Source organism: Streptomyces halobius, from assembly GCF_023277745.1.
GTDB classification, from domain to species: Bacteria; Actinomycetota; Actinomycetes; order Streptomycetales; family Streptomycetaceae; genus Streptomyces; species Streptomyces halobius.
Map to the genome: position 1 here is coordinate 5,505,956 of NZ_CP086322.1, position 13,753 is coordinate 5,519,708.

The window sequence follows — 13,753 nt, forward strand, 5'->3', positions numbered from 1 at the left end:
CACGCGAGGCGGGAGGCGCAGGAGGCACCGTGCTCACCGCGTTCGCCCGAGCGTTCAAGACGCCCGACCTGCGCAAGAAGCTGCTGTTCACGTTGGGCATCATCGTGCTCTACCGGATCGGGGCACAGATCCCGATCCCTGGGGTGAACTACGCGAACGTCCAGACCTGCATGAAGGAGTCCGGCGGGTCCACGGGGTTGTTCGCCCTGGTGAACATGTTCAGCGGTGGAGCGCTGCTGCAGATCACGATCTTCGCGCTGGGAATCATGCCGTACATCACGGCGAGCATCATCCTCCAGCTGCTGACCGTGGTGATCCCCCGGCTGGAGGCCCTCAAGAAGGAAGGGCAGTCCGGCCAGGCGAAGATCACCCAGTACACCCGGTATCTGACCGTGGCGCTCGCCGTCCTGCAGGGCACCGGCCTGGTGGCCACCGCCCGCAGCGGTCAGCTCTTCCAGAACTGCTCGGTCCGCTCCGAGATCGTGCCCAGCGACTCCATCTTCACCACCATCACGATGGTCATCACGATGACCGCCGGCACTGCCCTGATCATGTGGCTCGGTGAGCTGGTCACCGACCGCGGTATCGGCAACGGCATGTCGATCCTGATGTTCATCTCGATCGCCGCCGGCTTCCCGGGCGCCCTGTGGCAGATCAAGCTCACCGGCAAGCTGGCCGACGGCTGGATCGAGTTCGGAGCGGTGATCGCGGTGGGGCTGGCGATGGTCGCCCTGGTGGTCTTCGTCGAACAGGCCCAGCGGCGCATTCCGGTGCAGTACGCGAAGCGGATGATCGGCCGCCGGTCGTACGGCGGTACGTCCACGTACATTCCGCTCAAGGTGAATCAGGCAGGTGTGATTCCTGTCATCTTCGCGTCGTCGCTGCTCTACATTCCGGCCCTTATCACACAGTTCAGCGGGTCGAAGGCGGCCTGGGCGACGTGGATCGCCACCAACTTCACCACGGGAAAGCACCCGGTTTACATCGTTACGTACTTCCTGCTGATCGTGTTCTTCGCGTTCTTCTACGTCGCCATCAGCTTCAACCCCGAAGAAGTTGCCGACAACATGAAGAAGTATGGTGGCTTCATCCCGGGTATCCGGGCTGGTCGCCCGACGGCCGAGTACCTCAGCTACGTGCTCAACCGGATCACGTGGCCGGGCTCGCTGTATCTGGGGCTGATCGCGCTCGTACCAACAGTGGCGTTGGTGCTGTTCAACGCGAACCAGAACTTCCCGTTCGGCGGGACGAGCATCCTGATCATCGTGGGTGTGGGTCTGGAGACCGTGAAGCAGATCGAGAGCCAGCTTCAGCAGCGCAACTACGAAGGGTTCCTCCGCTGATGCGAATCGTCCTCGTCGGACCTCCGGGGGCCGGCAAGGGTACGCAGGCCGCGTACCTTGCCCGGAACCTCCAGATCCCGCACATCTCCACGGGCGACCTCTTCCGCGCCAACATCAGCCAGGGCACGCCTCTGGGTGTCGAGGCGAAGTCGTACATGGACGCCGGCAATCTGGTGCCCGACTCGGTCACCATCCGGATGGCCGAGGACCGCATGAACCAGGCCGACGCCGCCGAGGGCTTCCTCCTGGACGGCTTCCCGCGCAACCTCGGCCAGGCCGAGTCGCTGGACGCGTACCTCAAGGGCAAGGACCTCACGCTGGACGCCGTCCTGGACCTGGAGGTCCCGGAGGACGAGGTCGTCAAGCGGATCGCCGGCCGGCGCATCTGCCGCAAGGACAGCAGCCACGTCTTCCACACGGAGTACAACAAGCCGAAGACCGAGGGCGTCTGTGACGTCTGCGGCGGCGAGCTGTACCAGCGTGACGACGACCACGAGGAGACCGTCCGCAAGCGGCTGGAGGTCTACCACACGGAGACCGAGCCGATCATCGACTACTACAAGGCCCAGGACCTGGTCGTCACGATCTCGGCGATGGGGAAGGTCGACGAGGTCACCGAGCGCGCGATGGGTGCGCTGCAGCGCGGAGAATAGACCAGCAGCTCTGAACGGCCGCGGTGTCCCCCAGGGGCGCCGCGGCCGTACTGTTGGTCAGGCAACACGGACAGCGAAGGCGAAAGGCCCTGGGCATGGTGGAGATCAAGACCCCCGATCAGATCGCGAAGATGCGCGAGGCGGGGCTGGTGGTCGCCGCCATCCACGCGGCGACCCGGGAGGTCGCGGTGCCCGGCGCCTCGACCAAGGACCTGGACGACGCGGCGCGCAAGGTGCTGGCCGAGCACGGCGCGAAGTCGAACTTCCTCGGCTACGGCGGCTTCCCCGCGACGATCTGCACCTCGGTGAACGACGTCGTGGTGCACGGAATTCCCGACGCGGACACGATCCTGCAGGACGGCGACCTGATCTCCGTCGACTGCGGCGCGATCATCGAGGGCTGGCACGGCGACGCGGCGTACACCGCCTTCGTCGGATCCGGTCACTCCGCGGAGCTGGTCGAGCTCAACCGGGTCACCGAGGCGTCGCTGTGGGCCGGCATCGCGGCCGTCAGCAAGGGCAACCGCCTGGTGGACGTCTCCAAGGCGATCGAGGGCTACATCCGGCGCCAGCCCCGGCCATCCTGCGGCAAGTACGGCATCGTCGAGGAGTACGGCGGCCACGGCATCGGCTCGCAGATGCACATGGAGCCGCATGTGCTGAACTACGTCGAGCGCCGGCGCGGCCGCGGGCCGAAGCTGGTGCCCGGTTTCTGCATCGCGATCGAGCCGATGATCAATCTCGGCACGCACAAGACCCACGTCCTCGACGACGAGTGGACGGTCAAGACGAACGACGGCAGCCGGTCCTCGCACTGGGAGCACTCGGTCGCGCTGACCGAGGACGGCCCGCTGGTGCTGACCGCCCCGGACGGGGGCAAGGCCCGGCTGGCGGAGCTGGGCATCGAGGCAGCACCCGACCCGCTCGGGTGACGCGGTCCGGCGGATGGCCCGCCGCAGAGCGAGTGATGTCACGGTGGCGCAGCCGCCCCTGGCGTAAGGATCACCCTGGGTGGGCAATACTCCTGGATTCGTCTTTTCCTGGGCGCTGGCGTAGACTGACGCGTCGGCTCTCGTGCATCCGTCTGCCCTGAAGCAGACGAATTGATGTGAGAGTTGATCAAGGTAGCCGATTCGAAGGGCGAAGCGTGGCCAAGAAGCAAGGTGCCATCGAAATCGAGGGCACCGTGATCGAGTCCCTCCCGAACGCCATGTTCAAGGTGGAGCTCCAGAACGGTCACAAGGTCCTCGCGCACATCAGCGGCAAGATGCGGATGCACTACATCCGCATCCTCCCGGATGACCGGGTCGTGGTGGAGCTTTCTCCGTACGACCTGACGCGTGGCCGGATCGTCTACCGCTACAAGTAGATCTTGTCGGAGCCCCCTCCCGTGGGGTGACGGCACTGACCCGGAGAACCTCACATCCCATGAAGGTCAAGCCGAGCGTCAAGAAGATCTGCGACAAGTGCAAGGTGATCCGCCGCCACGGCCGGGTCATGGTCATCTGCGACAACCTGCGCCACAAGCAGCGCCAGGGCTGACGCACACCGACCAACCTGCATTTCGCAGTTTTTCGCGCGACGCAAGCACAACACGTACATACGCAGTCACCCGACCCCCGCACTCGCGTGGGGACGACACCCCCGGCTCGGAGGCCGGGGACCCGGCTCGTAATGCCGCGGAGTTTTACGGGAACGGTGCTGCGGAAGACCTCCGAATAGCCATCAGGAGCCACATCAATGGCACGCCTCGCAGGCGTTGATCTCCCGCGCGAAAAGCGTGTGGAGGTCGCCCTCACCTACGTCTTCGGTATCGGGCGGACGCTGTCGCAGCAGACTCTCGCCGCCACCGGCGTGAACCCGAACACGCGTGTTCGCGACCTGGCCGAGGAAGACCTCGTCAAGATCCGCGAGTACGTCGACAACAACCTCCGGACCGAGGGTGACCTCCGTCGCGAGATCCAGGCCGACATCCGCCGCAAGGTCGAGATCGGCTGCTACCAGGGTCTGCGTCACCGTCGCGGTCTGCCGGTGCACGGTCAGCGCACCAGCACGAACGCCCGTACCCGCAAGGGTCCGCGTCGCGCGATCGCCGGCAAGAAGAAGCCGGGCAAGAAGTAGTCCTCAGCAGGACGCTCACCAGCGGTCTTCGCTGTAGGACCGACCACCTCCACGGGAGAAATTCATGCCTCCGAAGGGCCGTACGGCCGGCGCCAAGAAGGTGCGCCGCAAGGAGAAGAAGAACGTCGCCCACGGGCACGCTCACATCAAGAGCACGTTCAACAACACGATCGTCTCGATCACCGACCCGACCGGGAACGTGATCTCTTGGGCGTCGGCCGGCCACGTCGGCTTCAAGGGCTCGCGCAAGTCCACCCCCTTCGCCGCGCAGATGGCCGCCGAGTCGGCCGCCCGCCGCGCGCAGGAGCACGGCATGCGCAAGGTCGACGTCTTCGTCAAGGGCCCGGGTTCGGGTCGCGAGACGGCCATCCGCTCGCTCCAGGCCACCGGCCTTGAGGTGGGCTCGATCCAGGACGTCACCCCCACCCCGCACAACGGATGCCGCCCGCCGAAGCGTCGCCGCGTCTGACCAGCTGCTGAAGTAGGAGACAACACAACATGGCGCGTTACACCGGGGCCGACTGCAAGCGTTGCCGTCGGGAAAAGCAGAAGCTGTTCCTCAAGGGCAGCAAGTGTGAGAGCGCAAAGTGCCCGATCGAGATTCGTCCTTACCCCCCGGGTGAGCACGGACGCGGGCGCACCAAGGACAGCGAGTACCTGCTCCAGCTTCGTGAGAAGCAGAAGTGCAGCCGTATCTACGGTGTCCTTGAGAAGCAGTTCGTGAACTACTACAAGGAAGCGAACCAGAAGACCGGCAAGACCGGTGAGAACCTTCTGCGCATCCTTGAGACCCGTCTCGACAACGTGATCTACCGGGCCGGCTTCGCCAAGTCCCGCGATCACGCCCGTCAGCTGGTCCGTCACGGACACATCACCGTCAACGGGAAGAAGAACAACATCCCGTCGGCGCGGGTGGCCGTGAACGACATCATCGAGGTCCGCGAGGGCTCTCGGAACCTGACACCCTTCCAGGTGGCTCAGGCCGAGGCCGGCGAGAAGACCGCTCCGGCCTGGCTGGAAGCGATCCCGTCGAACCTCCGGATCCTCGTGCACAGCCTGCCCGAGCGCCAGGTGATCGACACCCAGGTGCAGGAGCAACTGATCGTCGAGCTGTACTCGAAGTAATTCGGGTCGGCCGACTACTCCGGCGCCTGGTCCGCAGGCCGCGCCCCGTGTGCGGCTTGGGGTCCGGGGAATACTCCCCAGGGTGACGCATCATCGCCACCCAGGTGCAGGAGCAGCTGATCGTCGAGCTCTGCTCCACGTAAGAGCTTGCGGTCTCGGGCGGTACGGATCCGTTGGGCCGTACCGCCCGTACCCTTAGTCAGTACAGCGGGCGTCAAATAGCGGGCGCCCACGACTGAAGGATCAATCATCATGCTGATCGCTCAGCGTCCCTCTCTGACCGAAGAGGTCGTCGACGAATACCGCTCCCGGTTCGTGATCGAGCCGCTGGAGCCGGGCTTCGGCTACACCCTCGGCAACTCTCTGCGTCGGACCCTCCTGTCGTCGATCCCCGGTGCGGCTGTCACCAGCATTCGCATCGACGGCGTTCTGCACGAGTTCACCACCGTGCCGGGCGTCAAGGAGGACGTCACCGACCTCATCCTCAACATCAAGCAGCTGGTCGTGAGCAGCGAGCACGACGAGCCCGTGGTGATGTACCTGCGCAAGCAGGGTCCGGGCCTGGTGACCGCCGCCGACATCGCGCCGCCGGCCGGTGTCGAGGTGCACAACCCGGACCTGGTCCTCGCCACGCTGAACGGCAAGGGCAAGCTGGAGATGGAGCTGACCGTCGAGCGCGGTCGCGGCTATGTCTCCGCCGTCCAGAACAAGCAGGTGGGCCAGGAGATCGGCCGGATCCCGGTCGACTCCATCTACTCCCCGGTGCTCAAGGTCACGTACAAGGTCGAGGCGACCCGTGTCGAGCAGCGCACCGACTTCGACAAGCTGATCGTCGACGTCGAGACCAAGCAGGCCATGCGTCCGCGTGACGCCATGGCGTCGGCCGGTAAGACCCTGGTCGAGCTGTTCGGTCTGGCGCGTGAGCTCAACATCGACGCCGAGGGCATCGACATGGGCCCGTCCCCGACGGACGCCGCCCTGGCCGCCGACCTGGCGCTGCCGATCGAGGAGCTGGAGCTCACCGTTCGGTCGTACAACTGCCTCAAGCGCGAGGGCATCCACTCGGTGGGCGAGCTGGTGGCCCGCTCCGAGGCGGACCTGCTCGACATCCGTAACTTCGGTGCGAAGTCGATCGACGAGGTGAAGGCGAAGCTGGCCGGGATGGGGCTCGCTCTGAAGGACTCGCCTCCTGGATTCGACCCGACCGCCGCCGCCGACGCCTTCGGCGCCGACGACGACGCGGACGCCGGGTTCGTCGAGACCGAGCAGTACTGAGTCGCTGGGGGCCACCCCAGAGGATCGCAACGGCTGCGGGCCGGCTGTGGTCGGTCGCGCCCACGCGGCGGAGCCGCATGAAGTCCGCAGTCCCGCGCCCCTTTCAGGGCGCTGGTTGTTGCCGGTGAGCACCCGCTCATCGGGCCCTGACCCCGGTACCTGATACGGCCGGGGCAGATACCAAGGAGAAAGAAAATGCCGAAGCCCTCCAAGGGCGCCCGTCTGGGCGGCAGCCCCGCGCACGAGCGCGCCATGCTGCGCAACCTGGCGACCAGCCTCTTCGAGCACGGCCGCATCACGACGACCGAGGCCAAGGCCCGCCGTCTGCGTCCGTACGCGGAGCGTCTGGTGACCAAGGCGAAGAAGGGTGACCTTCACAACCGCCGTCAGGTCATGCAGCTGGTCTCGGACAAGAGCGTCGTGCACACGCTCTTCACGGAGATCGCGCCGCGGTTCGCGGAGCGTCCGGGTGGCTACACCCGTATCACCAAGATCGGCAACCGCCGTGGTGACAACGCTCCGATGGCCGTCATCGAGCTGGTCGAGGGCGAGATCGCCAAGAAGGCGACCGTCGCCGAGGCCGAGGCCGCGACCAAGCGTGCGGTGAAGGAGGCCGATGAGGCCGCCGGTGCCGAGGCCGCGGCTGACGAGGCCGAGAAGGACGCCTGAGGCACTGCCTGGCTGTGAGCGGGTCCGTCCCTTCGGGGGGCGGGCCCGCTTCGCGTTGTCGTGGGGCTGAGAGGATGGGGACGTGAGTGACGAGGTGGAGCCCGGGTACGTCCGGGTGCGGCTGAATCTTTCCTATGACGGGAAGGACTTCTCGGGCTGGGCGAAGCAGTCCGAACGACGCACCGTCCAGGGTGAGTTGGAAGACGCGCTGCGGACGGTGACCCGGTCGGGCGAGACGTATGAGCTCACCGTCGCGGGGCGGACGGACGCCGGGGTGCATGCCCGGGGGCAGGTCGCCCATGTGGATCTGCCTCGGGAGGTCTGGGGTGAGCACCGCGGGAAGCTGCTCAAGCGGCTTGCCGGGCGGCTGCCCAAGGACGTGCGGGTGTGGGCCCTCCTGGAGGCGCCGAGCGGCTTCAACGCCCGTTTCTCCGCGGTCTGGCGGCGCTACGCGTACCGGGTCACCGACAACCCGGGCGGTGTCGATCCGTTGCTGCGCGGCCATGTGCTGTGGCACGACTGGCCGCTCGACGTCGACGCCATGAACGCGGCGGCCCGGCCGCTGCTCGGGGAGCACGACTTCGCGGCGTACTGCAAGCGGCGGGAGGGCGCGACCACCATCCGTACGCTCCAGGAGCTGAGCCTGGCCCGGGGGGCGGACGGGATCATCACGGCGACCGTGCGGGCGGACGCGTTCTGCCACAACATGGTGCGGTCGCTGATCGGCGCCCTGCTGTTCGTCGGCGACGGGCACCGGCCGCCGGAGTGGCCCGGCAAGGTGCTGGCGGCCGGTGTGCGGGACTCGGCGGTGCATGTGGTGCGGCCGCACGGGCTGACGCTGGAGGAGGTCGGCTACCCGGCGGACGAGCTGTTGGGGGCGCGGAACAAGGAAGCGCGGAACAAGCGGACTCTGCCGGGTGGCGGCTGCTGCTGAGGCGGCGGGCGCGGCCCGGTGGCGCCGCCGGAGAGGCGGCGCCCGATCAGTGGCAGGCGCCCGGGACCGCGGCTATTGGCTCTGTGCCGCGGCGGCCTTCGCGGCCTGGTCCTTGCCGCGCTGCTGGATGCGGTGGAAGGCGTAGAAGCCGCCGTCCCGGCCGATCTGGCCCGCCTTGGACTTGGTGCTCTCGACTCGCTTGCCGTCGTCGTTGCCGGCGATGGTGAAGTAGGCGTAGCGGCCGACCGCGTTGGCGGTCGTCACGCAGCCCGTGCCCACGCAGAAGCTCGCGGGGACACCGCCGCCGGACAGCGGGGCGAGATTGCCTTTGTACTGGTCACGGACCTTGGCGGCCTGGGCCGGGGAGTCGAAGACGGCGACACCGACGGTGACCGACACACCGCCCTTCGAGTACGTGGCGCGCAGCAGCTGTGAGCAGCCGTTGTGCGACAGCAGGGAGCCGAGGGCGCCCTGGGCGGCGGCGGTGCAGTCCTTGGTGGTGGCGGTGTTGGTGCGCGAGTAGGTGCGCGCGCCGTTGGCCATGGTCTTGTCGGGGAAGAGTGTGGCGGGGGTGAGCGGCGCCCTGTCCTTCTCGGGGTCCGAGATGTAGTCCTGCGGGTTCGGCGGGGGCGGCACCGAGACGTCGGAGAAGGACGGCCTGGGCTCCGGCGCCTGGGTCGCGCCGGACCCGGTGGGCGAGGCGGTGGGGTTGCCGCCGCCGGAGTCGTTGCTGGTGACCACGGCTGCGGTGACGATGCCCGCCACCGCGACCGCCGCGAGCGCGCTGCCGCCGATCAGCATCCAGCGTTTGCGGCGGGCGGCCGCCTCGCTTTCTTGCGCGAGCGCGTCCCAGTCCGGCGTCCCAGATCCCCCAGGGCCGTCGAACGGCCCACCGTGCCCAAAGCTCATGCCGCGCATCCTAACGACCCCTGGGGGAGGGGGATGCGGCCGTCCGGTGGCGGCTTCGTAAACCGGTTGGAGTAATACGCGGCGGTCCGTGACAATCCACCCCATGGGACATCTTGAGGCCGGACACCTGGAGTACCACCTGCCGGACGGGAGGGTCCTGCTGGGGGATGTGTCCTTCCGGGTGGGGGAGGGCGCCTCGGCCGCGCTGGTGGGGGCCAACGGCGCGGGGAAGACGACCTTGCTGCGGCTGCTCGCGGGGGAGCTCCAGCCGCACGGCGGGGCGGTGACGGTCAGCGGGGGGCTGGGGGTGATGCCACAGTTCGTCGGATCGGTACGGGATGAGCGGACGGTGCGTGACCTGCTGGTCTCCGTCGCCCAGCCGCGGATCCGGGAGGCGGCCGCGGCGGTGGACGACGCCGAAGAGGCGATCATGACCGTGGACGACGAGGGCGCGCAGATGGCGTACGCGCAGGCGCTCAGCGACTGGGCCGAGGCGCGCGGGTACGAGGCCGAGACGGTCTGGGACATGTGCACCGTGGCGGCGCTGGGAGTGCCGTACGAGAAGGCTCAGTGGCGCAAGGTGCGCACGCTCTCCGGCGGCGAGCAGAAGCGTCTGGTGCTGGAGTCGCTGCTGCGCGGCACGGACGAGGTGCTGTTGCTGGACGAGCCGGACAACTATCTCGACGTCCCCGGCAAGCGCTGGCTGGAGGAGCAGCTGCGGGAGACGAAGAAGACGGTGCTGTTCGTCTCGCACGACCGGGAGCTGCTGGCGCGCGCCGCCGAGAAGATCGTCAGCGTCGAGCCGGGCCCGGCGGGCTCCGACGTCTGGGTGCACGGCGGGGGCTTCGGCACGTACCACGAGGCGCGCAAGGAGCGCTTCGCGCGCTTCGAGGAGCTGCGGCGGCGCTGGGACGAGAAGCACGCCCAGCTCAAGAAGCTGGTGGTGTCGCTGCGGCAGGCGGCGTCGGTCAGCCATGAGATGGCCTCGCGCTATGCGGCGGCGCAGACCCGGCTGCGGAAGTTCGAGGAGGCCGGGCCGCCGCCGGAGCCGCCGCGTGAGCAGGACATCACCATGCGGCTGCACGGCGGTCGTACCGGGGTCCGGGCGATCACCTGCGAGAACCTTGAGCTCACCGGCCTGATGCAGCCCTTCTCCCTGGAGATCTTCTACGGTGAGCGGGTCGCGGTCCTGGGCTCCAACGGCTCCGGCAAGTCCCATTTCCTGCGGCTGCTGGCGGGCGAGGAGGTCTCGCATACCGGCGGCTGGAAGCTGGGCGCCCGCGTCGTCCCCGGCCACTTCGCCCAGACACACGCGCATCCGGAGCTGATGGGCCGCACCCTGCTGGACATCCTGTGGACCGAGCACGCCAGGAACAAGGGCCAGGCGATGTCCGCGCTGCGCCGGTACGAGCTGGAGAAACAGGCCGAGCAGCGTTTCGAGCGGCTCTCCGGCGGCCAGCAGGCGCGCTTCCAGGTCCTGCTGCTGGAGCTGTCGGGTTCCACTTCCCTGCTGCTGGACGAGCCGACCGACAACCTCGACCTGGAGTCGGCGGAGGCGCTGCAGGAGGGGCTGGAGGCGTACGAGGGGACGGTGGTGGCGGTGACGCACGACCGGTGGTTCGCCAGGTCGTTCGACCGGTTCCTGGTGTTCGGGTCCGACGGGCGGGTGCGGGAGACCGCGGAGCCGGTGTGGGACGAGCGCCGCGTGGAGCGGGCGCGCTAGGCCCCTGTCGTCAATCTCCCGCCCGCCCCCCGGCGCCTGCGGCCGCCGGGGTCGTACGCCGGTTCGGGACGCGTTTTGACCAGGCCAGGGCCGGGCCGGTATTCTGCCAGTTCGTTATGCGTATTGGCTTGCTCTATCTCACGTGAGGGGGCCTTACGCCGGCCACCGGGCCGATAACCAGCGGCGGACGATCGGGTTGCGTCACCCGTAGTGCCGCCCTGCTGTGTGATCAGCCGTGGTGACCAGTACAGGACCCGTCCCCGAGGTCATGATGACCGAGGGGAGACCCCACTCTTAAGAAGCGAAGGCTAAGACGTGCGTACGTTCAGCCCCAAGCCCGGCGACGTCCAGCGCCAGTGGCACATCATTGACGCGCAGGACGTTGTCCTGGGCCGTCTGGCCAGCCAGGCCGCGTCCCTCCTGCGGGGCAAGCACAAGCCGGTGTACGCGCCGCACGTTGACACGGGTGACTTCGTCATCATCGTCAACGCCGACAAGGTGCACCTCTCCGGCAACAAGCGCAGCCAGAAGATGGCCTACCGCCACTCCGGCTTCCCGGGCGGTCTCCGTTCCGTCCGTTACGACGAGCTGCTCGCCAAGAACCCCGAGAAGGCCGTCGAGAAGGCCGTCAAGGGCATGCTCCCCAAGAACACTCTGGGCCGTCAGATGCTCTCGAAGCTGAAGGTCTACGCGGGCGCCGAGCACCCGCACGCTGCGCAGCAGCCGGTCCCGTTCGAGATCACCCAGGTCGCGCAGTAAGTCCGGCCACCCCCTAAGACGACAGAGAATCTGAGGAGCATCGTGGCTGAGACCACCCCCGAGACCCCGCTCGAAGAGGTTGAGGTCGAGCAGTACACCACCGAGACCGAGGTTCCGCTGGAGGGCGAGTACACCTCCGAGTCCCTCGCGTCCCGCTTCGGTGAGCCGCAGCCGGCCGCCGGCCTGGGCCGTCGCAAGAACGCCATCGCCCGCGTCCGGATCGTTCCGGGCTCCGGCAAGTGGAAGATCAACGGTCGCACCCTTGAGGAGTACTTCCCCAACAAGGTGCACCAGCAGGAAGTCAACGAGCCCTTCAAGGTGCTGGAGCTCGACAACCGCTACGACGTCATCGCCCGTATCGCCGGCGGCGGCATCTCCGGCCAGGCCGGTGCGCTGCGACTGGGCGTGGCCCGTGCGCTGAACGAGGCGGACGTGGAGAACAACCGCGGCGCCCTGAAGAAGGCCGGGTTCCTCAAGCGTGACGACCGTGCGGTCGAGCGCAAGAAGTCCGGACTCAAGAAGGCCCGCAAGGCGCCGCAGTACAGCAAGCGCTGATTCCGCGCGCTGCGCGCCGTGCAGCACTCGGCGAACGCCCCGGTGGCACTTTCCGTGCTGCCGGGGCGTTCGGCTATCCGGGACCCGGCGCGTATAACCGCGGGACATGCCGCGTATACCTGGACTTGAGGGCCCGTACCAAGCTCATCTACTCGGAGGACACCAGTGGGACGACTCTTCGGCACGGACGGTGTGCGCGGTGTCGCCAATGCCGATCTGACGGCGGAGCTCGCGCTCGGTCTGTCGGTCGCGGCGGCGCATGTGCTGATGGACACGCCGGGACGAAGCCCCGTTCTGCCGGGCTGGCGGTCGGGTGACGGGCGGGGCGGCACTTTCGAGGGGCACCGGCCGGTTGCCGTGGTCGGACGAGATCCGCGTGCGTCGGGGGAGTTCCTGGAGGCGGCGGTCGTCGCGGGGCTGGCCAGCGCCGGTGTGGACGTCCTGCGGGTGGGCGTGCTGCCGACGCCCGCGGTCGCGTACCTGACCGGTGCTCTCGGCGCCGACCTCGGGGTGATGCTCTCCGCCAGCCACAACCCGATGCCCGACAACGGCATCAAGTTCTTCGCCCGCGGCGGCCACAAGCTCCCCGACGAGCTGGAGGACCGCATCGAGCGGACCTATCACGCCCACAGCTCCGGTGAGCCGTGGGAGCGGCCGACCGGTGCCGGCGTGGGCCGGGTGACCGTCTACGACGAGGGCTTCGACAACTACGTCGCGCATCTGGTCGGTGTGCTGCCCAACCGCCTCGACGGGCTGAAGATCGTCATCGACGGTGCGCACGGCGCGGCGGCGCGGGTCTCGCCCGAGGCGTTCGCACGGGCCGGCGCCGAGATCATCACCATCGGCACCGAACCCGACGGCCTCAACATCAACGACGGCTGCGGCTCCACGCATCTGCGACAGCTGCGCGAGGCCGTCGTCGAGCACGGCGCCGACCTGGGCGTGGCGCACGACGGTGACGCGGACCGCTGTCTGGCCGTGGACCACGACGGCAACGAGATCGACGGCGACCAGATCCTGGCCGTCCTCGCCCTCGGCATGCGCGAGGCCGGTGCGCTGCGCAAGAACACCGTCGTCGCCACCGTCATGTCCAACCTGGGCTTCAAACTGGCCATGGAGCGCGAAGGCATCGAGCTGGCGCAGACCGCGGTCGGCGACCGCTACGTCCTGGAGGAGATGAAGGCCCACGGCTTCGCGCTGGGCGGCGAGCAGTCCGGGCACGTCATCGCGCTGGACCACGCCACGACCGGCGACGGCACGCTGACCGGCCTGATGCTGGCGGCCCGGGTCGCCGCGACCGGCCGGTCGCTGGCGGATCTGGCGGGCGTCATGGAGCGGCTGCCGCAGATCCTGATCAACGTCCGCGACGTCGACAAGTCTCGGGTCGCCAGCTCGCCCAGGCTGACCGCCGCGGTCACCGAGGCGGAGCAGGAGCTGGGCGCCACCGGCCGGGTGCTGCTGCGGCCGTCCGGCACCGAGCCGCTGGTACGGGTGATGGTGGAGGCCGCGGACGCCGAGCAGGCACGGGCGGTCGCCGAGCGGCTGGCCGATGCGGTGAAGTCGGCGCTCGGGTAGGGAGTTCGTGGCGGGTACGGGCGGGTGCGTGAGATGGTCACGCGCCCGCCCGTACGTGTGCCGGGCTACCGCGTCCGAAGCCGGGCCGGATGTCCCGACGTCCCGGAACCCG

Annotated in this window: 16 protein-coding genes; 15 read left to right on the forward strand and 1 reads right to left on the reverse strand. The window is 68.2% G+C overall.

The window, feature by feature from the left end:
* Positions 1–29 precede the first annotated feature (29 nt).
* The 11 genes from secY to truA all read left to right on the forward strand — a co-directional run bounded on the left by secY (position 30) and on the right by truA (position 8,120).
* Entirely contained in the window at positions 30–1,343 is a 1,314-nt protein-coding gene (gene secY, locus K9S39_RS25065) for a preprotein translocase subunit SecY (RefSeq protein WP_248865568.1), read from the forward strand.
* Positions 1,343–1,996 (forward strand): adenylate kinase, encoded by a 654-nt coding sequence (locus tag K9S39_RS25070; protein ID WP_248865569.1) that lies wholly within the window; start codon positions 1,343–1,345, stop codon positions 1,994–1,996. Before secY ends, K9S39_RS25070 begins: the two co-directional genes overlap by 1 nt.
* A gap of 95 nt (positions 1,997–2,091) precedes the next feature.
* Positions 2,092–2,928: a type I methionyl aminopeptidase gene (gene map, locus K9S39_RS25075; protein WP_248865570.1), complete on the forward strand. Its 837-nt coding sequence runs from the start codon at positions 2,092–2,094 to the stop codon at positions 2,926–2,928.
* A gap of 215 nt (positions 2,929–3,143) precedes the next feature.
* Positions 3,144–3,365, forward strand: coding sequence for a translation initiation factor IF-1 (infA, locus tag K9S39_RS25080; protein WP_003956442.1), 222 nt, complete (start codon positions 3,144–3,146; stop codon positions 3,363–3,365).
* 59 nt (positions 3,366–3,424) lie between these two features.
* Positions 3,425–3,538: a 50S ribosomal protein L36 gene (rpmJ, locus tag K9S39_RS25085; protein ID WP_003956441.1), complete on the forward strand. Its 114-nt coding sequence runs from the start codon at positions 3,425–3,427 to the stop codon at positions 3,536–3,538.
* Positions 3,539–3,736: 198 nt separating this feature from the next.
* Positions 3,737–4,117 (forward strand): 30S ribosomal protein S13, encoded by a 381-nt coding sequence (rpsM, locus tag K9S39_RS25090; protein ID WP_248865571.1) that lies wholly within the window; start codon positions 3,737–3,739, stop codon positions 4,115–4,117.
* Between the two features lie 64 nt (positions 4,118–4,181).
* A complete protein-coding gene (gene rpsK / locus K9S39_RS25095) occupies positions 4,182–4,586 on the forward strand; it encodes a 30S ribosomal protein S11 (protein ID WP_004571845.1) in 405 nt (134 codons plus the stop codon).
* 29 nt (positions 4,587–4,615) lie between these two features.
* The gene (gene rpsD / locus K9S39_RS25100) at positions 4,616–5,242 is read left to right on the forward strand and encodes a 30S ribosomal protein S4 (RefSeq protein ID WP_248865572.1); all 627 of its coding nucleotides are present in this window, start codon (positions 4,616–4,618) and stop codon (positions 5,240–5,242) included.
* A 252-nt stretch (positions 5,243–5,494) separates the two neighbouring features.
* A complete protein-coding gene (locus tag K9S39_RS25105) occupies positions 5,495–6,517 on the forward strand; it encodes a DNA-directed RNA polymerase subunit alpha (RefSeq protein WP_003956430.1) in 1,023 nt (340 codons plus the stop codon).
* A gap of 195 nt (positions 6,518–6,712) precedes the next feature.
* A complete protein-coding gene (rplQ, locus tag K9S39_RS25110) occupies positions 6,713–7,186 on the forward strand; it encodes a 50S ribosomal protein L17 (RefSeq protein ID WP_248865573.1) in 474 nt (157 codons plus the stop codon).
* A gap of 82 nt (positions 7,187–7,268) precedes the next feature.
* A complete protein-coding gene (truA, locus tag K9S39_RS25115) occupies positions 7,269–8,120 on the forward strand; it encodes a tRNA pseudouridine(38-40) synthase TruA (protein ID WP_248865574.1) in 852 nt (283 codons plus the stop codon).
* A 72-nt stretch (positions 8,121–8,192) separates the two neighbouring features.
* Here the strand turns inward: truA and K9S39_RS25120 are convergent, their stop codons facing one another.
* A complete protein-coding gene (locus tag K9S39_RS25120; RefSeq protein ID WP_248865575.1) occupies positions 8,193–9,029 on the reverse strand; it encodes a hypothetical protein in 837 nt (278 codons plus the stop codon).
* A 103-nt stretch (positions 9,030–9,132) separates the two neighbouring features.
* Between K9S39_RS25120 and K9S39_RS25125 the strand changes: the two genes are divergently transcribed.
* From K9S39_RS25125 to glmM, 4 genes are all read left to right on the forward strand, one after another.
* Positions 9,133–10,752, forward strand: a complete 1,620-nt coding sequence (locus K9S39_RS25125) for an ABC-F family ATP-binding cassette domain-containing protein (RefSeq protein ID WP_248865576.1) — start codon at positions 9,133–9,135, stop codon at positions 10,750–10,752.
* A 315-nt stretch (positions 10,753–11,067) separates the two neighbouring features.
* The gene (rplM, locus tag K9S39_RS25130) at positions 11,068–11,511 is read left to right on the forward strand and encodes a 50S ribosomal protein L13 (protein WP_248865577.1); all 444 of its coding nucleotides are present in this window, start codon (positions 11,068–11,070) and stop codon (positions 11,509–11,511) included.
* Positions 11,512–11,553: 42 nt separating this feature from the next.
* On the forward strand, positions 11,554–12,066 hold the full coding sequence (gene rpsI / locus K9S39_RS25135) for a 30S ribosomal protein S9 (protein ID WP_248865578.1): 513 nt from the start codon (positions 11,554–11,556) through the stop codon (positions 12,064–12,066).
* 165 nt (positions 12,067–12,231) lie between these two features.
* Positions 12,232–13,641 carry a phosphoglucosamine mutase gene (gene glmM, locus K9S39_RS25140; protein WP_248865579.1) on the forward strand — a complete coding sequence of 470 codons (1,410 nt, stop codon included), beginning with the start codon at positions 12,232–12,234 and terminating at the stop codon, positions 13,639–13,641.
* The last annotated feature ends 112 nt before the right edge of the window (positions 13,642–13,753 follow it).

Coding starts and splice junctions, on each gene's coding strand:
- rpmJ (WP_003956441.1), top strand. CDS start 3,425: ATGAAGGTCAAGCCGAGCGTCAAGAAGATCTGCGACAAGTGCAAGGTG.
- K9S39_RS25125 (WP_248865576.1), top strand. CDS start 9,133: ATGGGACATCTTGAGGCCGGACACCTGGAGTACCACCTGCCGGACGGG.
- K9S39_RS25120 (WP_248865575.1), bottom strand. CDS start 9,029: ATGAGCTTTGGGCACGGTGGGCCGTTCGACGGCCCTGGGGGATCTGGG.
- K9S39_RS25105 (WP_003956430.1), top strand. CDS start 5,495: ATGCTGATCGCTCAGCGTCCCTCTCTGACCGAAGAGGTCGTCGACGAA.
- rpsD (WP_248865572.1), top strand. CDS start 4,616: ATGGCGCGTTACACCGGGGCCGACTGCAAGCGTTGCCGTCGGGAAAAG.
- rpsK (WP_004571845.1), top strand. CDS start 4,182: ATGCCTCCGAAGGGCCGTACGGCCGGCGCCAAGAAGGTGCGCCGCAAG.
- K9S39_RS25070 (WP_248865569.1), top strand. CDS start 1,343: ATGCGAATCGTCCTCGTCGGACCTCCGGGGGCCGGCAAGGGTACGCAG.
- rpsM (WP_248865571.1), top strand. CDS start 3,737: ATGGCACGCCTCGCAGGCGTTGATCTCCCGCGCGAAAAGCGTGTGGAG.
- map (WP_248865570.1), top strand. CDS start 2,092: ATGGTGGAGATCAAGACCCCCGATCAGATCGCGAAGATGCGCGAGGCG.
- rplQ (WP_248865573.1), top strand. CDS start 6,713: ATGCCGAAGCCCTCCAAGGGCGCCCGTCTGGGCGGCAGCCCCGCGCAC.